Origin of the sequence: Pseudoxanthomonas sp. LjRoot127 (assembly GCF_964253495.1) — a bacterium.
Taxonomy (GTDB): domain Bacteria; phylum Pseudomonadota; class Gammaproteobacteria; order Xanthomonadales; family Xanthomonadaceae; genus Pseudoxanthomonas_A.
In genome coordinates, this window is record NZ_CAXUQR020000001.1 from 3,483,055 (window position 1) to 3,502,157 (window position 19,103).

20 protein-coding genes are annotated in these 19,103 nt (G+C 61.5%); 13 read left to right on the forward strand and 7 right to left on the reverse strand.

Annotation, left to right across the window (positions count from 1 at the left end; all coding sequences use genetic code 11):
• Window positions 1-6: 6 nt before the first annotated feature.
• Both ACSQ19_RS16375 and ACSQ19_RS16380 read left to right on the forward strand, forming a co-directional pair.
• Window positions 7-3,195 (forward strand): efflux RND transporter permease subunit, encoded by a 3,189-nt coding sequence (locus ACSQ19_RS16375; RefSeq protein WP_046935219.1) that lies wholly within the window; start codon window positions 7-9, stop codon window positions 3,193-3,195.
• A 9-nt stretch (window positions 3,196-3,204) separates the two neighbouring features.
• Window positions 3,205-3,480, forward strand: a complete 276-nt coding sequence (locus ACSQ19_RS16380; protein ID WP_046935218.1) for a hypothetical protein — start codon at window positions 3,205-3,207, stop codon at window positions 3,478-3,480.
• Window positions 3,481-3,761: 281 nt separating this feature from the next.
• Here ACSQ19_RS16380 and ACSQ19_RS16385 read toward each other — a convergent pair whose 3' ends face one another.
• Genes ACSQ19_RS16385 through ACSQ19_RS16395 form a run of 3 tightly spaced genes read right to left on the reverse strand, consistent with a single transcriptional unit; the run spans window position 3,762 to window position 6,405 of the window.
• On the reverse strand, window positions 3,762-4,208 hold the full coding sequence (locus ACSQ19_RS16385; RefSeq protein ID WP_435998457.1) for a hypothetical protein: 447 nt from the start codon (window positions 4,206-4,208) through the stop codon (window positions 3,762-3,764).
• Between the two features lie 18 nt (window positions 4,209-4,226).
• Window positions 4,227-4,850, reverse strand: coding sequence for a UvrD-helicase domain-containing protein (locus ACSQ19_RS16390; protein WP_435998459.1), 624 nt, complete (start codon window positions 4,848-4,850; stop codon window positions 4,227-4,229).
• Complete coding sequence (locus ACSQ19_RS16395; protein ID WP_046932181.1) at window positions 4,828-6,405, reverse strand: ATP-dependent nuclease; 1,578 nt, start codon at window positions 6,403-6,405, stop codon at window positions 4,828-4,830. The genes ACSQ19_RS16390 and ACSQ19_RS16395 overlap by 23 nt, the downstream gene beginning before the upstream one ends.
• Before the next feature lie 262 nt (window positions 6,406-6,667).
• Here ACSQ19_RS16395 and ACSQ19_RS16400 point away from each other — a divergent pair, with 262 nt between their 5' ends.
• Window positions 6,668-7,720, forward strand: coding sequence for a DNA-binding protein (locus tag ACSQ19_RS16400; RefSeq protein ID WP_054668669.1), 1,053 nt, complete (start codon window positions 6,668-6,670; stop codon window positions 7,718-7,720).
• A 20-nt stretch (window positions 7,721-7,740) separates the two neighbouring features.
• Here the strand turns inward: ACSQ19_RS16400 and ACSQ19_RS16405 are convergent, their stop codons facing one another.
• Window positions 7,741-8,499: a hypothetical protein gene (locus ACSQ19_RS16405; RefSeq protein WP_228903388.1), complete on the reverse strand. Its 759-nt coding sequence runs from the start codon at window positions 8,497-8,499 to the stop codon at window positions 7,741-7,743.
• 120 nt (window positions 8,500-8,619) lie between these two features.
• Here ACSQ19_RS16405 and ACSQ19_RS16410 point away from each other — a divergent pair, with 120 nt between their 5' ends.
• From ACSQ19_RS16410 to ACSQ19_RS16450, 9 genes are all read left to right on the forward strand, one after another.
• Window positions 8,620-8,970, forward strand: a complete 351-nt coding sequence (locus ACSQ19_RS16410) for a helix-turn-helix domain-containing protein (RefSeq protein WP_046934799.1) — start codon at window positions 8,620-8,622, stop codon at window positions 8,968-8,970.
• A gap of 176 nt (window positions 8,971-9,146) precedes the next feature.
• Window positions 9,147-9,566, forward strand: coding sequence for a transcriptional regulator CopL (copL, locus tag ACSQ19_RS16415; RefSeq protein WP_046934798.1), 420 nt, complete (start codon window positions 9,147-9,149; stop codon window positions 9,564-9,566).
• A gap of 113 nt (window positions 9,567-9,679) precedes the next feature.
• The gene (locus tag ACSQ19_RS16420; protein WP_046934797.1) at window positions 9,680-11,548 is read left to right on the forward strand and encodes a copper resistance system multicopper oxidase; all 1,869 of its coding nucleotides are present in this window, start codon (window positions 9,680-9,682) and stop codon (window positions 11,546-11,548) included.
• Window positions 11,545-12,816, forward strand: a complete 1,272-nt coding sequence (locus ACSQ19_RS16425) for a copper resistance protein B (protein ID WP_046934796.1) — start codon at window positions 11,545-11,547, stop codon at window positions 12,814-12,816. Before ACSQ19_RS16420 ends, ACSQ19_RS16425 begins: the two co-directional genes overlap by 4 nt.
• 12 nt (window positions 12,817-12,828) lie before the next feature.
• On the forward strand, window positions 12,829-13,677 hold the full coding sequence (locus ACSQ19_RS16430; protein ID WP_228903386.1) for a c-type cytochrome: 849 nt from the start codon (window positions 12,829-12,831) through the stop codon (window positions 13,675-13,677).
• 70 nt (window positions 13,678-13,747) lie between these two features.
• A complete protein-coding gene (locus ACSQ19_RS16435; protein WP_080955570.1) occupies window positions 13,748-14,290 on the forward strand; it encodes a DUF411 domain-containing protein in 543 nt (180 codons plus the stop codon).
• 40 nt (window positions 14,291-14,330) lie between these two features.
• Complete coding sequence (locus tag ACSQ19_RS16440; protein ID WP_435998464.1) at window positions 14,331-16,757, forward strand: heavy metal translocating P-type ATPase; 2,427 nt, start codon at window positions 14,331-14,333, stop codon at window positions 16,755-16,757.
• Window positions 16,758-16,785: 28 nt separating this feature from the next.
• Window positions 16,786-17,100, forward strand: a complete 315-nt coding sequence (locus ACSQ19_RS16445; protein WP_327482753.1) for a hypothetical protein — start codon at window positions 16,786-16,788, stop codon at window positions 17,098-17,100.
• Between the two features lie 74 nt (window positions 17,101-17,174).
• On the forward strand, window positions 17,175-17,699 hold the full coding sequence (locus ACSQ19_RS16450) for a DUF305 domain-containing protein (RefSeq protein ID WP_046934793.1): 525 nt from the start codon (window positions 17,175-17,177) through the stop codon (window positions 17,697-17,699).
• Between the two features lie 75 nt (window positions 17,700-17,774).
• Here the strand turns inward: ACSQ19_RS16450 and ACSQ19_RS16455 are convergent, their stop codons facing one another.
• From ACSQ19_RS16455 to ACSQ19_RS16465, 3 genes are read right to left on the reverse strand one after another with little or no spacing between them, the layout of a single operon-like run.
• Window positions 17,775-17,987 (reverse strand): GDCCVxC domain-containing (seleno)protein, encoded by a 213-nt coding sequence (locus ACSQ19_RS16455; protein WP_080955569.1) that lies wholly within the window; start codon window positions 17,985-17,987, stop codon window positions 17,775-17,777.
• 1 nt (window position 17,988) lies between these two features.
• Window positions 17,989-18,282: a heavy-metal-associated domain-containing protein gene (locus ACSQ19_RS16460; protein WP_046934792.1), complete on the reverse strand. Its 294-nt coding sequence runs from the start codon at window positions 18,280-18,282 to the stop codon at window positions 17,989-17,991.
• Window positions 18,283-18,292: 10 nt separating this feature from the next.
• Window positions 18,293-18,655, reverse strand: coding sequence for a mercuric transporter MerT family protein (locus ACSQ19_RS16465; RefSeq protein WP_046934791.1), 363 nt, complete (start codon window positions 18,653-18,655; stop codon window positions 18,293-18,295).
• Between the two features lie 47 nt (window positions 18,656-18,702).
• Here ACSQ19_RS16465 and ACSQ19_RS16470 point away from each other — a divergent pair, with 47 nt between their 5' ends.
• Window positions 18,703-19,101 carry a MerR family transcriptional regulator gene (locus ACSQ19_RS16470; protein ID WP_080955572.1) on the forward strand — a complete coding sequence of 133 codons (399 nt, stop codon included), beginning with the start codon at window positions 18,703-18,705 and terminating at the stop codon, window positions 19,099-19,101.
• Window positions 19,102-19,103: the final 2 nt, after the last annotated feature.

The window sequence follows — 19,103 nt, forward strand, 5'->3', positions numbered from 1 at the left end:
CCCGCCATGCTCGAACGCCTCATCCATTTTTCCATTCGCCATCGCTGGCTGATGCTGGTACTGACCGCAGCGCTTATTGCGCTCGGCGTGTGGAGCTATCGTCAGCTGTCCATTGACGCCACGCCTGACATCACCAACGTCCAGGTCCAGATCAACACCCAGGCGCCAGGTTACTCGCCGCTGGAAGCCGAGCAACGGGTGACATTCCCCATTGAAACGGCGATGGCCGGCTTGCCCCAGTTGGACTACAGCCGCTCGTTGTCTCGCTATGGGTTATCGCAGGTGACGGTCGTCTTCAAGGATGGGACGGACCTGTACTTCGCGCGCCAGCAGGTCGCCGAGCGCCTGCAGCAAATCACGTCTCAGCTTCCTGAGGGGCTAGATCCTGAGATGGGGCCGATCTCTACCGGTCTAGGTGAGATCTTCATGTACACGGTGGAAGCCGAGCCCGATGCCCGCAAGCCCGATGGCTCCCCGTACACGGCCACGGACCTGCGGACGCTGCAGGATTGGGTGATCCGCCCGCAACTGCGCACCACGCCTGGGGTGACCGAGGTCAACACCATCGGTGGCTTTGAACGGCAGATCCACATCACTCCCGATCCAGCGCAACTGGTAGCCCTGGGATTCACGCTCCAAGACGTTGTTGGCGCGGTGATGCGCAACAACCAGAACGTGGGAGCCGGCTACATCGAGCGCAACGGGCAGCAGTTCCTGGTGCGCGTACCGGGCCAGCTACGGGATGTGGACGCGGTCGGCAGCATCGTGCTGGATCGTCGTGATGGCGTCCCGATCCGCGTGCGCGATGTCGCCACCGTTGGCGAAGGCAAGGAGCTGCGCACCGGCGCGGCCACGCAGAACGGGCATGAGGTGGTCGTCGGTACGGCCTTTATGCTGTTTGGCGCCAACAGTCGCGACGTTTCTCGGGCCGCTGTGGCCAAGCTGGAGGCTGCCAACGCCAGTCTGCCCGAAGGTGTGCACGCCAAGGCGGTGTATGACCGCACGGCGTTGGTAGATCGCACCATAGGGACCGTTGCCAAGAACCTGATCGAAGGCGCGCTTCTGGTGGTGGTGGTGTTGTTCCTGTTACTGGGCAATGTCCGGGCGTCGTTGATCACCGCAGCTGTGATCCCGCTGGCCATGCTGTTCACCATCATCGGCATGGTGCGAGGCAACGTATCGGGCAATCTGATGAGCCTGGGCGCGTTGGACTTCGGGCTTATCGTGGATGGTGCGGTCATCATCATCGAGAACTGCCTGCGTCGTTTCGGCGAGGCGCAGAATGCGCTGGGCAGGCAACTCAACGATCAAGAGCGATATGACCTGACGGCTTCGGCAACGGCGGAAGTCATTCGACCGAGCCTGTTCGGCCTGGGCATTATCGCGGCCGTCTATCTGCCGATCTTTGCCCTCTCCGGCGTCGAGGGGAAGATGTTCCACCCCATGGCCATTACCGTCGTCCTGGCGCTGACCGGCGCGATGATGCTGTCGCTGACGTTCGTGCCAGCGGCCATTGCAACCTTCCTGCGTGGACGCGTGGCCGAGCACGATAACCGACTGATGCGCTGGTCACGAGCTCGCTACACGCCGCTGCTGGATTGGGCGCTACGCCGTCGATTGGCCGTACTGGGCGGCGCCACGGTACTGGTGGTCGCGTGCGGCATCCTGGCCACGCGGCTGGGATCGGAGTTCGTGCCCAGCCTGGATGAGGGCGACATCACGCTGCAGCCGATGCGGATTCCAGGCACGAGTCTGGAGCAATCGGTGGCGATGCAGGAAACATTGGAGAAGCGATTGGCGCAGTTTCCCGAGGTGGCCAACATTTTCTCCAAGATCGGTACCGCCGAGGTAGCCACCGATCCGATGCCCCCCTCGATGGCCGACACGTTCCTCATGCTCAAGCCGCGGGATCAGTGGCCAGATCCCCGCAAGCCCAAGGCAGAGTTGATCGAAGAACTGGAGCAAGCCGCCAAGAAAATCCCCGGTAGCAACTATGAGTTCACCCAGCCCATCCAGATGCGCACGAACGAACTGATCTCCGGCGTCCGCTCGGACGTGGCGATCAAGGTCTATGGCGATGATCTGGATCAGCTCGCACGACTTGCTGGCCGCATCGAGCGGGCAATGCGTGAAGTGCCTGGTGCTGAGGACGTGAAGTCTGAGCAAGTGAGCGGACTGCCGTTGCTCACGGTAACCCCAGACCCGGTAGCGCTGGCACGGTATGGATTGAATCCAGGAGATGTGCAGGAGACGGTGGCCACCGCTATCGGTGGTCAGGTAGCGGGCCAGTTCATTGAAGGCGATCGTCGCTTCGCTCTCGTGGTCCGGCTACCCGAAACATTGCGCTCAGATCCGGCGGTGCTGGCAGACCTGCCGATTCCGTTGCCCGAGGACAATAGTCCCGATGAGTCCAGCCGTGAGGCGACATGGCGTGGCGGTAGCCCTCGGACCGTGCCGTTACGTGAGGTCGCTACCATCCAAGTCGAGCGTGGACCGAACCAGGTGAACCGCGAGAACGGCAAGCGACGCGTGGTCATCACGGCCAATGTGCGCGAACGCGATCTGGGAAGTTTCGTGGGAGATTTGCGCACCAAAATCGGCGAGGAAGTGAAGATGCCGGAAGGCTACTGGGTGGCCTATGGAGGCACGTTCGAGCAATTGATCTCCGCCAGCCAGCGCCTTTCCGTAGTCGTTCCGGTCACCTTGGCTCTCATATTTGCTCTGCTGTTCATGGCCTTTGGGTCGGCAAAGGACGCTGCGATCGTGTTCAGCGGGGTACCGCTGGCGCTGACCGGCGGCGTCATCGCGCTGGCGCTGCGCGGAATTCCGTTGTCCATCTCCGCCGGCGTGGGCTTCATCGCCCTATCGGGCGTGGCGGTGTTGAACGGCTTGGTCATGATTGCCTTCATCCGACGCCTGCGCGAACAAGGCGATCCGCTGGATGAGGCCGTGCGCGATGGTGCGCTCGGCAGGCTGCGTCCGGTGCTGATGACCGCGCTGGTGGCTTCTTTGGGCTTCTTGCCGATGGCTCTCAATGTCGGTGCGGGTTCGGAAGTCCAGCGGCCCCTGGCGACCGTGGTGATCGGTGGCATCTTGTCCTCGACCGCCTTGACCCTGTTTGTATTGCCCGTGCTGTACCGGTGGTTACACCGAGAGCGCGACCGGCCCGTTCTCCCGACCACGGCGCTCGCATGAGGCAGCATCATGCCCAAGCCTGACCTGGAAATTGTGCGTGCGGCGATGTTCGCCGATCCCGGGGTGAAGGCGGTCGACGATCTGCGGTGGATGCCTGCCGCATCCGGGCTGGGCATTCAGGCCACGGTGACAGTGGCCTCATCGGCGGTGGACCTGGCCACAGTGCAGGCCGTCGTGGGCCAGATTCTCGCCACTCAGTTCGGCGTAACAGAACTACACCTGACATTCAACGATCCCGGGCCGGCACCGGCGCAACCGACCCGTGGGCCTATCGAAAAGAGGTAAAGCGGAGGGCGGCATTGCCGCCCTCCGAACCCTCAACCAATCCAACCGAAGGCAAACACCGTTCCCAAGGTCGTGCTGAGCGCTGCTACGCCCCACAACCCAAACGCTGATCCGTCGCAATCGCGTGCAGGTGGCGGCCAGCCTGGGGTCGGCTGGGCACGGAGGAGCGCGTGCTCGCCATAGCAGTGCGCCAGAGAGCGCCAGCAGGCCAAAGGCCAGGCCGAACACCAACGCCTTGTGCAGCCCACCGGGCGCGCCGGCAGCGTGGGAGCAGCACCCGACTAGTCTCGGGACTCATAGACTTGGTGCCCTGGCCAGGCGCAGGCGCCTGCCAGGACAAAGGCCACGCTTTGCCGGGCCCGCGTGAACGCCACGTAGTACTTCGCCGGTGAGGTGATACGGGAGGCGTCAGCGGTGCGCAGGAACTGGGCCAGGGGGCCATTGGGATAGATCAGCACGCGGGAGTATGTCCGTCCCTTGGCTTGTCCAAAGTTGACCGCAGGATAGCCATCGCAGGCTTCCCGCCGGTCGTAACGCAGGACGGTGGGCGCGAACTGCAGTACATATTTTTGCACCAGAGTGGGTGCCACCACATAAATGCCCTCATGCCCGGTCAGCTCGCTATTTCCTGACTCGGTGCGCGGCATCTGCGGATACAGCGCATCGGCCAGATCACACAGCGACTGCGCACAGCGGTGGCTGATCACCCGATGCTGGATCTGACACAAGTTCCGCGCCTGCCAGGCTTAGAAAAGCCCCATCATGGCCACACCACGGTATTGCTGGTGACGCGGAGAATGGTTGGTGGCGTAGGTCGCCTGGCGGGTATCACCCACCAGCGTGATCTCGATGCCGCTGGAGAGCAGGCGCTCGACCAGGTCCAGGTCGTAGCCGGCCAAGTCCTGGACCTCATCGATGTAGAGCTCGTCGTACATGGCCGCCAAACGCTCGATGACACGGCCTTGGGTAATCTCATCGCAGCGCACGGCAAAGTCAGCGGCGCGATCGGAATATATTCGATCGCCGGCCAGATAGTGACGAGCCACCTGACTACGGGGAGCACGATTGTTGGTCCTGCCCTCAACGAAGAGGATGGACTCCACGCGGGGCTGGGCACACAGCGCCGCCTGATAGGGCCGAATGCACTCGCGCAGCAGAAAGCTGTACCAACTGTAGAGCGACACGTGCGCCGGCACGGCGCCAGCCTGCCGTTCAAACGCGCGCCTGATCTCTTCCAGGTTCTCAAGCGTGTAGGTCAGGATGGCGATCCGGCGTTGCGGGCGCGCCAGGGACTGGCGCACCAACATCGTCGTCTTGCCCGAACCGGCCGCCGAGAGCAGTACCTGATTAGGCGATGGCACGCTGGACATAGTCCGGAAACACGATCGAGTGGGGACTATTGAAGATGGCCAACGCTGTATCGGTCTTGTTGCCCTTCATGAACTTCAACAGCGCCGCCTCATCGGCGAACGTTTTATCCAACACCAGATTCAATTGCGCCAGCGTATTTGCCTTGATCAATTGTTGCTCCAGCGAGGGTGCGTCCTCATCGGAGTCATAGTAGATGTAGTTCAGGAAATCAGCGTAGCGTTCCTGCAGCAGGGCTACGTCGCCGTCGTTGTCGGTAACGACAGCGGTTGGGATATCCAGGCGTTGGGCGATCTGCAGAAATCGCTTGAAGGCCAGGGAGTTGACCGAGATCACGTCCACGCCACGGGCCAACGGCGACACGCCGTGGTGATCCTTGAAGGCTCGCTGGACGATCAACTCGTCCGAGGGGCCCTCGACAAGGATCGCCTGCTTGGCCAGGATCAACCGCAGGGTGTCATGACCCGGCAGCTTCATGAAGTAGTCGTGCGTATCGGTCGGCAGTTGGTCCAGTTTTATGTGTCCGCGTGCACTGAAGAGGATCACGTTGTCCACGCCGAGCTTGTTCAACACGAAGCTGCTATGCGTTGCAATGATGACTTGCTGGGCGGTGGACAGAGCTGCGATCTTGTCGATCAGTTGGGTCATACTGGAGAAGGACAGATGATTCTCGGGCTCTTCTACCAGCAGCACGTGCGCAGCACCGGCCGCGCGCATGGCCAGTTTCATTTTGACCGCACTCTGTTCGCCTTTGCCGGCGTGGGTGAAAGGAAGATCGTCCAGGTAGGGAGACAGACTGGCCTCCCACGTCGACCGCGCCGAGGTGTCCACACCCACGGTCAGCGTCTTATTGCTGACATCGCCCGCATTTTCGGCCAGGAACGTGTTGATGGCCGCCACGTCCGTTTCCTGGGAAAAGCTCTGCCGCATGCGGCGATAACTCAGCGACAAGGCCACGCGCTGAGCCGGAGAAAGCACCTGGTCGATGATGCTGCCGATGTAGCGATCCGTGCCTGAAAAGGTCTTGGCACTGGTGGTATCGATTATCGTGGAGTCGAATGGGATGCTGCGGGCGGTGACGCCATTGTTGGCGAAGGAATACCAGCGGACGGTGTAGTACTCCACCGGCAAGCTGCCCCCCTGGTGCTCGCGCAAATAGGCATCGAACTCGGGGCGATAGTCTTCGTTGAGTTCGATCAGCAGCCGAATGCCGGCCATGTCAGCGCCGAGGGAGTTGTTGGTACCCCGCAATGAAGCCAGGGTGGCATCCCGTCCGAGGTAAGCCTCGATCACGATCCGCGGAGGCGAACCAGGCTGTCCATCCCGCAGACGTGCCAGATACTCGTCGACAGCCGGTTGGTGGAACAGGTAGGGGGTGATTTCGTAGGCGATGCCTCGTCCGTGCAATTGGCCGGTCACGACAGCATGAATAGCTTCCAATAGCGTGGACTTGCCGACCTCGTTGTTGCCCACGATCAGGTTCATGTGGGGGTTGAGCGGCAAATCCAGGTGGCCAAACGCCTTGAAGTTCTCGATGACGACTCGTTCGATCGGCATGGTTCATCCCTGTACGACTGCAGCGCGAGCACGGCGCCCGGAGCCATCCGGACACGCCGGCATGGCGTTCATACTAAACCGGGCCAGTGGGGCGGATTTCGTACGGGTGAGACACCCCGGAGGCGGCTGGCGGCCGATCACGCGGGATAATTCAACATTATCCCGCCTGAGCAAAGCCGCCGCCGAACGGCCGCCTGCACTCTTTATTAGTATGTAATTACATGGTATGTAATACATTACGAAATAATTGGAGAACAGCATCATGGCGCGCGCAGGACTCTACAAAGGGGATGTCCAGAAAGCGCGTGACGCGCTGCTGGCCCAAGGCAAGAAGCCTTCCGTGGACGCGGTTCGGGTGGCTCTGGGCAACACGGGCTCCAAGACCACGATCCATCGCTACTTGCGTGAACTGGAAGAGGAGGAGGGCGGCGGTCCGTCACGTGCGGTGGCCGTGAGTGAGGCCTTGCAAGACTTGGTCGCGCGCCTGGCTGCGCGACTTCAAGAGGAGGCAGAAGCGATCCTCACCAGGGAGCGAGAACGCCATGGGGCCGAACTCCAGCGTCAGCAACAAGCGCTTTCCACCGCCCAACAGGAAGCCGCTGCCCTGGGCAGTCAGCTGCAGCGCACTGAGACCAGCTTGACGCAAGAGCAAGCCGCTCACGCCCTACTTCAGCAGAATCTGCGCGACAAGGTCGCGGAAATCGCCCAGTTGAATGAGCGCATCGCCGGCATGACGGTGCGGCTGGCTGATTACGAGGCGCATACGCGTTCTCTGGAGGACAAGCATGCCCACGCCCGGGAAGCGCTCGAGCACTACCGCGCTTCAACCAAAGAGCAGCGCGAGCAAGAGCTTCGCCGTCACGAGCATCAGATCCAAGAGCTGCAAGTAGCCTTACGTCAGGCCAATGAAGCCTTGGGCGCGAAGAATCAGGAGCTGTTGGTGCTTAACCGCGACAATGGCCAATGGCTGGAGCGCCATGGGCGGATTGAGCGTGAGCTTGTCCAGTTGAGGCAGGTCCACGAAGGCCAACACAGCGAGATCGTGGCGTTGCGCCAGACCGCAACGGACCACATGGCACTGCAGGAGCGCTGGAAGACTGACGTCAAGGCCTTGGATGCCCTGCGCAGCGAGCTAGCTCAAGTCCAAGACACCCTTGCGCAGGAGCGTGAGCGCCGCCAGAGCGCTGAAGCCGATGCGTTGCGTGCCAACGCGCGTCTTGAAGCGCTGGAGCCCCTGCTGAATCAACTGACGCCGGCACAAAATACGGTGAAGAGAACCCGGCGCAGCAGTACGCAGGGTGGGGGAGCGGACTAACGAGGCTACTCGTTTGCCTGCTAGCGGCCGGGATAGCGCTCCCCAGTCCAGTACGCCCATTCCATAGGTACGACCCAGTCTACGAACAGCTTGGCTACTGAGGACTCCGGTGCCAGATGGTAGGGCTTGAACATGCCTTGCTGGGGCGAACTGGTCATCAGGTAGCGCAAGCGCTTCTTGACCTCTTGAAAGATGGCCTCGCGCACATGGGCGCTGTCGTGCACGCCAAGACGCATTGCCACCGACGCGCCTTGGCGTACCGCCGCCCAGCAACAATAGCGCCACTGCGCGATCGGCAGACCCCGCGGTCCGGATTGAAACACGAACCCCACATCACGTGCCCAGCCTGGGTCGAAGTGATGTTTGAGCAATTGCTGCTCTAGAAACTGCTCGGTCTCCCAGAGTGCAAGTTCATCCCACAGCTCTAGTTTTGCGTCCGCCAGTTCTACATCGTGTGCCATATCACCGAGTTGGTCTTCCAGCACCGGGAGCAGGTGCCTGCGCTCGTGGGTAGACCAGGCGAAAGCCCATTGCAGATCTTCGATGGGCGTGACCTCGGCATCGGGTCGGATCTGCCATCGATCCGCTGGCCAGGGAACTTGGATCAGGGCCAAGTCTCGCAAGGCGTCCAGCACCAGCAAGGTGGAGCGGCGTGTGGGCGCCACCGGTATGCGTCGTAGCTGCGCGGCCAGCAGCGCGGCAAGGAAAAGGGTGCCACGAAGCCCCAACGCCTCGATGCTGGCGACCCCAGATGGCGTCATTGACGAGGTTCCGGGCATGCGGGTTCCGGGGGTGAGGGAGCGGCGTGGCTCCTGGCGATGGCAGCGCTACCGGGGTCGCCGGTTGCCTCAAAGCTAAGAATATCTTAGTATGCAAGGCAGGGTACATCCGCCATCCTTATGGGGTCTCCATGGGGTGCGCGCGTGACTTTGTCAGTCGACTCAACACCGACCTTCGCTCGACGCCTCAAACAAGCCCGCCTGCACACGGGCTTGTCGCAGAAGGAGTTGGGCATCCGGGCCGGTCTGGATCCTCACGTGGCCAGCCCCCGAATCAACCAGTACGAGCGTGGCAAGCACGAGCCGAAGCTGGAGACCGCTGAGCGGTTGGCTCAAGCGTTGGGGATCCCCGCCGCGTTGCTGTACACCGATGATGATCTGCTGGCCAAGTTGCTCCTACGCTGGGGCTCGCTCAGCAAGCAGCAGAAGCGCGAGCTGGTGAAGCTGATCGAGAGCACATCCGAGAAGTAGGCCGTACGGTCGCTCGCTTTATGGGCAGCACTTCGCTTCAACCCGGCCCTTTGGAGCGCCCCCGGATGGAACACCAGTGGGCGCGGCTAGCGCGACTAACGGGGCGCGGCATCTCAGGCCTGCCTGAGATTTTGTTCACGACCGATACACGCGCGCCTTGTCTAAAGTGATTTACCATGTCGCCCGTGTCAGCCTCCTCACTTCTACTGCGACTGATCCTGATCGCCATGCTCGTGCTTAACGGGGCGTGGTCGGCGTTTGCGTCGGTCAGTATGAATCCGGTGATGGAAGAGCAGGCCAGCGAAGTCGCTGCCGCGGTGCAAGTCGACGAAGACTGCGTCGCCCATCACAGTGCTGAGCATCATCCCGATGCCACATCGATTGAAAAGGCTGGCACTGGGCACGGCGATCATGCCGGCCCCGACTGTTGCAAGTCGTCTGCGTGCCGGTGCGCCTGCGTGCACGCGTGCGCGAGCGCATTGCCTGCGCGCCTGCATGTTTCGGTACAACTGGCCTTGGGCCTGGATGTCATGCCGCTGCCCTTGGGGCATCCGGCGCCTGCCTTGCCTCATCTGATCCGACCACCGATCGGCTAAGCGTCCCTAGGCGCCGCAATGGCGCCGTTGGTGTGGCTTGCATGCCTGTATAGGCCAGCCACCCGCTCTGTACCACCGCCTGCCGGTGGCAACACGACGCTTGGAGCATTTACATGTCGCATGATGATTTTCGTGGTCCACATGGTGGACCGCTGCTGCCTTCGCGGCGGCGATTTGTCCAAGGCTTGGCCTTGGGAGGCGCAGTCGCAGGATTGGGGTTCTGGCCCAAAGCCAGTTGGGCGCTCAAGGGCCCCGGACAAGCCAACGTATTGTCGGGCACCGAGTTTGACCTGACCATCGGCGAGACGCCGATGAACTTCACCGGCAAGACCCGCACCGCGATCACGGTCAACGGGTCCGTTCCGGCGCCGTTGCTGCGGTGGCGGGAAGGCACCACGGTCAACCTGCGTGTCTCCAATGCATTGCCGGCCAACTCCCTCCATGGCACGGATACTTCCATCCATTGGCACGGCATCATTCTGCCGGCCAACATGGACGGCGTGCCGGGCCTGAGCTTTGACGGCATCGGACGTGGTGAGACCTACCACTATAGGTTCACCCTGCATCAGGGCGGAACCTACTGGTACCACAGCCACTCAGGTTTCCAGGAACAAGCTGGGCTTTATGGACCGATCGTGATCGATCCACTGGAGCCAGAGCCTTTCAGCTTCGATCGCGACTACGTCGTGATGCTGAGCGATTGGACAGACCTGGACCCGACGGCCCTGTTCGATCGTTTGAAGAAGATGCCGGGCCATGACAACTACTACAAGCGCACGGTCGGCGATTTCGCGCGCGATGTGAAGCGCAATGGTCTGTCGGCCACGTTGGAAGATCGCAAGATGTGGGGCGTGATGCGAATGACGCCCACGGATCTGTCCGACGTCAACGCCAACACCTACACCTACCTGATGAACGGCACGACCTCTCTGGGCAACTGGACCGGGTTGTTCCGCAGTGGCGAGAAGGTGCGTCTGCGTTTCATCAATGGCTCTGCCATGACGTACTTCGATGTGCGTATTCCGGGGTTGAAGATGACCGTGGTCGCGGCGGATGGCTTGTACGTCCATCCGGTTTCGGTCGACGAGTTCCGCATTGCAGTAGCAGAAACCTTCGATGTGATCGTGGAGCCCTCCGGGCAGGACGCATTCACCATCTTTGCCCAGGACTCCGGTCGCACCGGCTACGTCAGCGGCACGCTCGCCGTGCGCGAAGGACTACGCGCGCCTCTTCCGTCTGTGGATCCCCGGCCGCTGCTGACGATGGCAGACATGGGCATGGATCATGGATCGATGGATATGTCTGGCGGCAGCAAGGGCATGGAAGGCGGCTGTGGTGCAGCCATGGGCATGCCCGGCATGACCCCACCTGCCAGCGGCAATGAGGCCTCGGCCCATGCGGGTCACGCGATGCCCGCCGCCGGCGATGGTGCCATGGCCGGCATGCAGCATGGGGGCATGCAATCACACCCTGCCAGCGAGACCAACAATCCCCTGTTGGACAACCAAGCCATGAGCGTGACTTCGCGCTTGGACGATCCGGGCAATGGCCTGCGCGATAACGGCCGTCATGTACTGACGTATTCCATGCTCAAGAGCACCTTTGAAGACCCTGACGGACGCGACCCCGGTCGCGAGATCGAGCTGCATCTGACCGGACACATGGAGAAATTCTCCTGGGGTTTCAATGGTCAGAAGTTTTCCGATGTCGAGCCGCTACGGCTGAACTACGGCGAGCGCATGCGCATCGTATTGGTCAACGACACGATGATGACCCACCCGATCCATTTGCACGGCATGTGGAGCGATGTGGAAGACGATAGCGGCAACTTCATGGTGCGCAAGCACACGGTGGACATGCCGCCAGGCAGCCGACGTACGTATCGCGTGCGTGCCGATGCGTTGGGCAGCTGGGCGTTCCATTGCCACCTGCTCTATCACATGGAAGCCGGAATGATGCGCACGGTGAGGGTCGACGAATGAACATCAATAGACGCAATACCACCCTGACTGCGCTGACCCTGGCTATCTCGCTGGCCCTGGCCAATGCGGCCAGCGCCCAATCCATGCAGCACGGCTCCATGCCGATGGAGCAGGGCGCGCAGACCCAGGCTCAGGATCACTCTGCACATCAGGCGCCGACATCAAAGCCTGCGCCAGCCCCCAAACCTACAACACCGGCCAAGACCAGCGAAGCGACTATCGATCATGCGGCGATGGGCCATGCCGCGCCGCCGGCTCAAGCAGCCGAGCCTGCCATGCAGGGCATGGACCACTCGCAGATGGGGCACAGCTCGCCCGCGAGTACACCTGCAGCGCCCAAAGCGCAGACGCAGCCGATGCAGGGCATGGATCACAGTCAGATGGCACAGCCCGCTGCGTCCGACGCCTCCAGCACGTCCACGCCTGCGATGCAGGGGATGGACCATTCGCAGATGGGCCACGGTTCGCCCGCATCCGCTACGCCAGAAGCTGGCATGCAATCGATGGAGGGCATGGACCACAGTCAGATGGGACATGGGCCTGTCGCACCAACGCAGCCGCGCACCCCGATTCCTGCGGTGACCGAGGCTGATCGTCAGGCGGCCATCGCGCCCGCACACGCGCATCCGGTGCATGACAATTCGATCAAGAGCTACGTACTGCTCAATCGCCTGGAAGCCTGGGATGCCGATCCGGGCACCGGGCTGGGTTGGGAGGGTCAGGGTTGGATCGGTACGGACCTCAATCGCGTCTGGTTCCGCAGTGAAGGCGAACGCACAGATGGTCAGACCGAGTCGGCTGATCTGGAAGTGCTCTACGGCCGCAGTATCTCCACGTGGTGGGATGTGGTAGCCGGTGTGCGCCATGACTTCAAGCCGGGGGCTTCGCAGAACTTCGCCGCTATCGGCGTACAGGGCTTGGCACCGATGAAGTTCGAAGTATCCGCCACAGCCTATCTCGGCGAAGGCGGCCAGACTGCTGCCAATGTCGAGGCCGAGTACGAACTGCTGCTGACCAATCGGCTGATCCTGCAGCCGCTGGTGGAGGTCACGGCGTATGGCAAGAACGATCCATTGCGCGGAATAGGTTCGGGTCTGAGTACCGCTGAGGCGGGCCTGCGACTTCGTTATGAGTTCACCCGAAAGTTCGCTCCCTACATCGGCGTGGTGTACGAGCGTGCGTTTGGCAATACCGCAGACATGCGACGCGAGCATGGCGAGTCTTTTGAAGACACGCGCTTGGTCATCGGCCTTCGTACCTGGTTCTAAGGGGAACTGACAATGAAATCCAACAAGAAGATGTGGGTATGGCTCGGCGCCGGCGTGGCATTGGTTGCGGTGGTCGCAACCGCCGCGGTCTCTCTGGGCGTGTACAACGTGGCCGCTGATGATCCGCATAGTCGCCCGGTGTATGCGCTACTTGAAACGGCGCGTGAGCGTTCCATTGAGGTGCGCGCCGCCAAGCTTCAGGTACCCACGAACCTGGATGATCCTGAGCGTATCCGCCAGGGTGCGGGCAACTACAACGCTATGTGTGTGACCTGTCATCTTTCGCCAGATGCGGCGGCCACCGAGATGAGCAAGGGTCTGTACCCCGCGCCACCAAACCTAAGCAAGCACCCGGTGGGTCCAGCTGAGGCGTTCTGGGTGATCAAGCACGGCATCAAGGCCAGCGGCATGCCTGCGTGGGGCGGCAGCATGGACGATGAGTTCATCTGGAACATGTCGGCCTTCCTGCAGAAGCTGCCCAAGCTGGACAAGGCCGGCTACCAGGCGTTGGTAGCCAGCAGTGATGGCCATTCACACGGTGGCGGTGAGACCGGCGGGCACTCGCATGGCGAGGAAGCGGGTGCAGATCACCATGGCGGCGGTGATAGCGAAGAGATGGGTGATGGCCATGGCCATGGCCAGGGGCATGAAGCAGGTGGCATGGGCATGGACATGAGCAAGCCTAAGGAAGGCACCACGCATGTGCATGCCGACGGCAAGACGCACGTGCATGCGGCCGAGCCGGCAAAGCAACCTGCGCAGGCCAAGTCCGAGGGCGAGCACGATCAGCACGGCTCCATGCCAGCCAAACCAGCCGAGCCAGCTCCCAAGGCCGATGACGGCCACGATCACCAGCATTGATCCCTTCATGGAGCTGCCCCGGCTCCACGCCCGAGCGCCTCGGCGCTCGGGCATCTCTTAAGGAAGCATGATGAACACTTCACGCAGCTGTCTCTTTCTGCTGGCCACGGCCTTGTCGCTGACCGCATGCGCGCGCCCCGAATCGGCTGTCAATTCAGAGGCGGCATCGGACGCCCAATCTCCGACATCGGCGGCTGCGCAGCAGGTCACTCAACCGCAGCGTCCGTTGCCGTTGGTCAAAGTACATAAGAGTGCGACCTGCGGTTGCTGCCAACTGTGGGTGGAGCATCTGGAGAAAGCAGGTTTTACGGTTGAGGTGCACAACAGCGAAGACCTCAACCCCATCAAGGCGCGCTTGGGCGTGCCCTATGGACGCGGCTCGTGCCATACCGCCGAGATCGATGGCTACATCGTCGAAGGTCATGTGCCGGTGCAGGACATCCTGCGCCTGCTGCGTGAGCGCCCGGTAGGCCGCGGATTAGTGCTACCGGGGATGCCTGCCGGTTCTCCTGGCATGGAGATGCCCGACGGACGTGTTCAACCCTATACGGTGGAATTTGTACTGCCCGATGGCACCACGCAGCCTTACGTCCTGCACGGTCAACGCAGCTGACAGTTTGCTCGCGATCCCTTCTTCCAGCCCAGAGTGATCCATGTCCCCTCATTCCCACGATGAAGCCGGCAAGGCGATGCCGCAGGGTGCCAGCGATGGTCCAGACTCGGTTCGTGATCCGGTATGCGGTATGCAGGTCTCCGCGGCTAGAACGCCGTACCACGCTCTGCATGGCGGAACGAAGTATCACTTCTGCTCAGCCAAATGCCGAGAGCGGTTCATCACCAATCCCGACCGGTATACGGACGATGCTCCCCAGCAAGTCGAAGTGACCGCCCCAGCCGCGGTGGCCCCACCCAGCGATACCCACGCCACGGTCTATACCTGCCCGATGCACCCGCAGATTCGTCAGTCAGGTCCCGGCACCTGTCCGATCTGCGGCATGGCGCTGGAGCCGGAGATGCCCTCGCTGGAGGAGGACGAAAACCCGGAGCTGCGCGATTTCGCCCGACGCTTCTGGTGGACATTGCCTTTGACGTTGATCGTCCTGGTCCTGGCCATGCTGGGACATCGTCTGCCCGGCTTGTCCACGCAGGCGCGCACTTGGATTGAGCTCGTGCTGAGCGCCCCGGTGGTGCTCTGGGCGGGGTGGCCTTTCTTTGAGCGCTGCCTACAGTCCATCGGCAATCGCAGCCCCAACATGTGGACGCTGATCGGCATCGGCGTGGCCGCTGCGTTTGGCTACAGCGTGGTGGCCACCCTGGCGCCGGGCCTGTTTCCGGACTCTTTCCGCGAGCATGGACGGGTAGGGGTCTACTTCGAGGCGGCGGCGGTCATCGTCTCGCTCACGCTGCTCGGCCAGCTGCTGGAACTGCGGGCGCGCTCCAAAACCTCCGCGGCCATCAAGTCCCTGCTGGGGTTGGCGCCCAAGACGGCTCGCCGCGTCAAACCCGATGGGGGCGAAGAGGACGTTGCGTTGGATCACGTGCACGTGGGTGATCTACTTCGCGTACGACCGGGCGAGAAGGTGCCGGTCGATGGGGAAGTCATCGAAGGTCGCACCAGTGTCGATGAGTCGATGCTGACCGGTGAACCCATTCCGGTGGAGAAGACTGTCGGTGATCACGTCATAGGCGCCACGCTCAACGGGACGGGCGCCCTGGTCATCCGGGCGGACAAAGTCGGATCCGGGACAGTACTGGCGCAGATTGTGCAGTTGGTGGCCCAAGCCCAGCGCTCTCGCGCGCCGATGCAGCGTATGGCGGACAAGGTGGCGTACTGGTTCGTCCTGGCCGTGCTGGCCACGGCGGTGCTCACGTTCTTCGGATGGGGCCTGTTTGGACCCGAACCGTCCTGGACCTTTGCCGTCCTCAACGCCGTATCCGTTCTGATCATTGCGTGCCCGTGTGCCTTGGGTTTGGCTACCCCCATGTCGATCATGGTCGCCACCGGCCGCGCTGCACAGGTTGGGGTCCTGTTCCGCGATGCTCAGGCGATCGAACAGCTACGTTTGATCGACACGTTGATTGTGGACAAGACCGGTACCTTGACCGAGGGGCGTCCAGCCTTTCGCGACACGCTCTCCTACGCCGGTTTCGACGCAGATCAGATCCTTCGTTTGGCCGGCAGTCTGGAGCAGGGCAGCGAGCACCCCTTGGCCGAGGCCATCGTGGCTGAAGCCCAGCGACGTGGCTTGAACCTGGTGGCTGCCCAGGATTTTGATTCGCTCACCGGCCAAGGCGTCCGCGGGCGCGTGTCCGATCAGGATGTCGTGCTCGGCAACCAAAGCCTAATGGCGTCGGTTGGCGCCGATGTAGCCCCTTTGCAAAGCAGCGCCGAGCGTCTTCGTAAAGAAGGCGCTAGCGTGATGTTCCTGGCGGTCAATGGGCGGTTGGCCGGCGCAATTGCGGTGGCTGATCCCATCAAAGCCACGACCTTGCCTGCCTTGAACCTGCTGCGTGCTGATGGCCTGCACGTGGTGATGGCCTCCGGTGACGCACAGGCGACGGCCGAGGCCGTGGGGCGCACGCTGGGCATCAACGATGTGCGTGGCGGCGTCAAACCTCAGGACAAGGCCGAACTGGTTCAGCAACTCAAAGCCCAAGGGCGTCGTGTAGCCATGGCCGGTGATGGCATCAACGATGCGCCGGCCCTGGCGGCGGCCGATGTGGGCATCGCGATGGGGACGGGTACGGATGTGGCCATGTCCAGCGCCCAGCTCACCCTGGTCAAGGGTGATTTGAGGCGCATCGTGCAAGCCCGTGCCATCTCGTCTTCGACGGTGGCCAACATGAAGCAGAACCTGGGCTTTGCCTTCGTCTACAACGCCATCGGCGTGCCTATCGCCGCCGGCCTGTTGTACCCCAGCTTCGGCCTTTTGCTCAGTCCGATGATGGCGGCCCTGGCCATGAGCCTGAGCTCGGTGTCGGTGGTCACCAATGCCTTGCGTTTGTCCGGCTCCACCGTTGTCGCCACCTCCCACCCTGACCGCGCCGATGAGCCTGCGCGCGGCCATTCTTGTCACTGATGGCTCATATCCCACAAGGAGTACTGCAATGAAACGTTATGCCTCCCTCTCGATGATGGCCCTGTTCCTGATCTCTGGCGCGGCCTTCGCCGGCGGCCAGACCACCACGCCCACCACCGACCACGGTCAGCACAAGCCGATGGATCACAAGAAGCAGGAGCATGGTCAGCACAAGCCGGCCGCGGCCGATGCCGATTTCACCAAGCTCGATGCCAACAAGGACGGCTCGCTGTCCAAGGAAGAGCTGGCCAAGCACAAGCTGGCGCCCCACTTTGGCATGCTCGATAGCAACAAGGACGGCAAGCTGAGCCCGCAGGAATTCGCTGCCGGCAAGGGTATGTAACTGCTATCTCCCCGGGGGCTGGGTCCTTGGCCCCCGGGATTCGGCGATGTTCTGCTATTCCCACGGAGATCGACATGTCTTCTTCGCACGGTAAGCACGAAAGCACGCACACGCAGCATCTAGGGCAACACGCCTCGCAAGGAAGTCCCGGTCAGACGCATCAGGGGCACTACGGTCGCCTGCTGCTGATGATGGCCCTGTCGTTCTTGGCTATGTACGCCCTGATGTATGCCATGGTCGATCAGTGGGCCAACGTCTATCACAACGTCAACCAGCTCTACATGGCAGGGCTAATGGCTGCGCCGATGCTGTTGATCGAGCTTTGGCTCATGTCCAGCATGTACCCCGATCGTCGGCGTAACCTGATCCTGGCCAGCGTGACCGTGGCGTTCATGCTGTTCTGTTGGTGGGGAATCCGTACGCAGGCCGCGGTGACTGATCGGCAGTTCATCCGCTCTATGATTCCCCATCATGCCGGCGCCATCCTGATGTGCGAAGAAAACCGCCTGAAGGATCCCGAGCTGACCAGACTCTGCCTGGACATCATCACCTCGCAGAAGCAAGAGATCGCCCAGATGAAGCAACTTCTCGCCAATTGATCGCGGTGACGTCTGCTGTCTACTTGCGCCGCTCAAAGACTAGGTAAAACGGTGTCCCCGCCCAGGAGGGGTTAGCTAGGCTGCGCCAGAACAGCAGGAGCTGTGCCGTTGAATAGGCGGGCACGGCACCGTGCCGTAAGAACAGAAAACGCAGCAATCGCCTGTTTTGGGCTGAATCAACTTATTGCAGTTCACGCATTCATAGAAGAACTGACATGAGTCTGTGGACATGGTCTCTGTTGCCCGATGACCGCATACAGGGCAAGTCAAGGTGCTGGCCAGTTGCATGTCAGCCACTTTCCGATCCTGTCTTGATGGTCGCTGGAAAACCGGCGTCAGTGATCGCCTTTGCTATTCTCGCTGAATCCACGATTTTCGCATCAAAAATAACGGTCACTGTTCCAGCCCGTGTGTCTACCTGAGTGGACGTTACCCCAGGCACCTTGTCCAAGGCCTTCTCGATGGTAATGCTGCATGCCGGACACGTCATGTTCTCCACATGCAACATGACCCGTTGAGGTGTGATGGCCCAAGCCGCCGACATCCAGATCGTCATGATCAGACCAAGAAGCATTGCGCGCATAAAGTGCTCCTTACAAGAACCAGCTAATGTAATAGGGAAAGAGTAGCAACAGCACGATCCCGCTGGCGGCCATCCAGAGCCAACGACGGCGGCGCCTTAGTGATGGGGTATCCGTGCAGCCACCGTCATTGCTGCACCGCTGCGCGCCTGAGCGATACTGGGTCCAAAACGCCCAAGCCAAGCAAAGTATGGTGAGCGCGCTCAACCAAGGGCGCCAGACGTCAAAGGCCGTGAGGTTAGCGATCCATGCTCCGCTGATTCCCATTAAGACCAGCACCAGCGGCACCACGCAGCATATTGACGCGCCAACAGCGGCAACCGCCGCGCCCCAAAGAGGTGGCAAAAAGGACTTGGGAGGACGATGCTGACTCATGGCAGTATGTTATTCTCCGTACCATGGTACGGAGTCAAGCAGTGATCATGAGTGCCATGACCATCGGTCGGCTGGCAAAGGCCGCGGATGTACATATCGAGACGATTCGCTATTACCAGCGGCGGGGCTTGCTTCCTGAGCCCGAACGTCCACAACGCGGTGTACGGCGCTATGGTGAGGCTGATGTTAGCCGGCTTAGATTTATCCGACGAGCTCAGGCGGCCGGGTTCCGTCTTGATGAGATAGCTAGTTTGTTGCAGATCGAGGGCAGGGGCGCGTGTGAGCAAACCCGATTGCTGACGGAACAGAAGTTGAGCGAAGTCCGCCAGCGCATTGAAGATTTGCGTTTGTTGGAGACCGGGCTGAAACAATTGGTAGACGAATGCCAAGCCTCCGCGGGTGATGCTTGCCCCGCGCTAGATCGGTTGGCAAGGACAAGTCGGTAGCC

Excerpts from the sequence above, each read along its gene's own strand:
- ACSQ19_RS16375 (WP_046935219.1), top strand. The coding sequence starts at position 7 with ATGCTCGAACGCCTCATCCATTTTTCCATTCGCCATCGCTGGCTGATG.
- ACSQ19_RS16380 (WP_046935218.1), top strand. The coding sequence starts at position 3,205 with ATGCCCAAGCCTGACCTGGAAATTGTGCGTGCGGCGATGTTCGCCGAT.
- ACSQ19_RS16390 (WP_435998459.1), bottom strand. The coding sequence starts at position 4,850 with ATGTCCAGCGTGCCATCGCCTAATCAGGTACTGCTCTCGGCGGCCGGT.
- ACSQ19_RS16395 (WP_046932181.1), bottom strand. The coding sequence starts at position 6,405 with ATGCCGATCGAACGAGTCGTCATCGAGAACTTCAAGGCGTTTGGCCAC.
- ACSQ19_RS16400 (WP_054668669.1), top strand. The coding sequence starts at position 6,668 with ATGGCGCGCGCAGGACTCTACAAAGGGGATGTCCAGAAAGCGCGTGAC.
- ACSQ19_RS16405 (WP_228903388.1), bottom strand. The coding sequence starts at position 8,499 with ATGCCCGGAACCTCGTCAATGACGCCATCTGGGGTCGCCAGCATCGAG.
- ACSQ19_RS16410 (WP_046934799.1), top strand. The coding sequence starts at position 8,620 with ATGGGGTCTCCATGGGGTGCGCGCGTGACTTTGTCAGTCGACTCAACA.
- copL (WP_046934798.1), top strand. The coding sequence starts at position 9,147 with ATGTCGCCCGTGTCAGCCTCCTCACTTCTACTGCGACTGATCCTGATC.
- ACSQ19_RS16420 (WP_046934797.1), top strand. The coding sequence starts at position 9,680 with ATGTCGCATGATGATTTTCGTGGTCCACATGGTGGACCGCTGCTGCCT.
- ACSQ19_RS16425 (WP_046934796.1), top strand. The coding sequence starts at position 11,545 with ATGAACATCAATAGACGCAATACCACCCTGACTGCGCTGACCCTGGCT.
- ACSQ19_RS16430 (WP_228903386.1), top strand. The coding sequence starts at position 12,829 with ATGAAATCCAACAAGAAGATGTGGGTATGGCTCGGCGCCGGCGTGGCA.
- ACSQ19_RS16435 (WP_080955570.1), top strand. The coding sequence starts at position 13,748 with ATGAACACTTCACGCAGCTGTCTCTTTCTGCTGGCCACGGCCTTGTCG.
- ACSQ19_RS16440 (WP_435998464.1), top strand. The coding sequence starts at position 14,331 with ATGTCCCCTCATTCCCACGATGAAGCCGGCAAGGCGATGCCGCAGGGT.
- ACSQ19_RS16445 (WP_327482753.1), top strand. The coding sequence starts at position 16,786 with ATGAAACGTTATGCCTCCCTCTCGATGATGGCCCTGTTCCTGATCTCT.
- ACSQ19_RS16450 (WP_046934793.1), top strand. The coding sequence starts at position 17,175 with ATGTCTTCTTCGCACGGTAAGCACGAAAGCACGCACACGCAGCATCTA.
- ACSQ19_RS16455 (WP_080955569.1), bottom strand. The coding sequence starts at position 17,987 with ATGCAACTGGCCAGCACCTTGACTTGCCCTGTATGCGGTCATCGGGCA.
- ACSQ19_RS16460 (WP_046934792.1), bottom strand. The coding sequence starts at position 18,282 with ATGCGCGCAATGCTTCTTGGTCTGATCATGACGATCTGGATGTCGGCG.
- ACSQ19_RS16465 (WP_046934791.1), bottom strand. The coding sequence starts at position 18,655 with ATGAGTCAGCATCGTCCTCCCAAGTCCTTTTTGCCACCTCTTTGGGGC.
- ACSQ19_RS16470 (WP_080955572.1), top strand. The coding sequence starts at position 18,703 with ATGAGTGCCATGACCATCGGTCGGCTGGCAAAGGCCGCGGATGTACAT.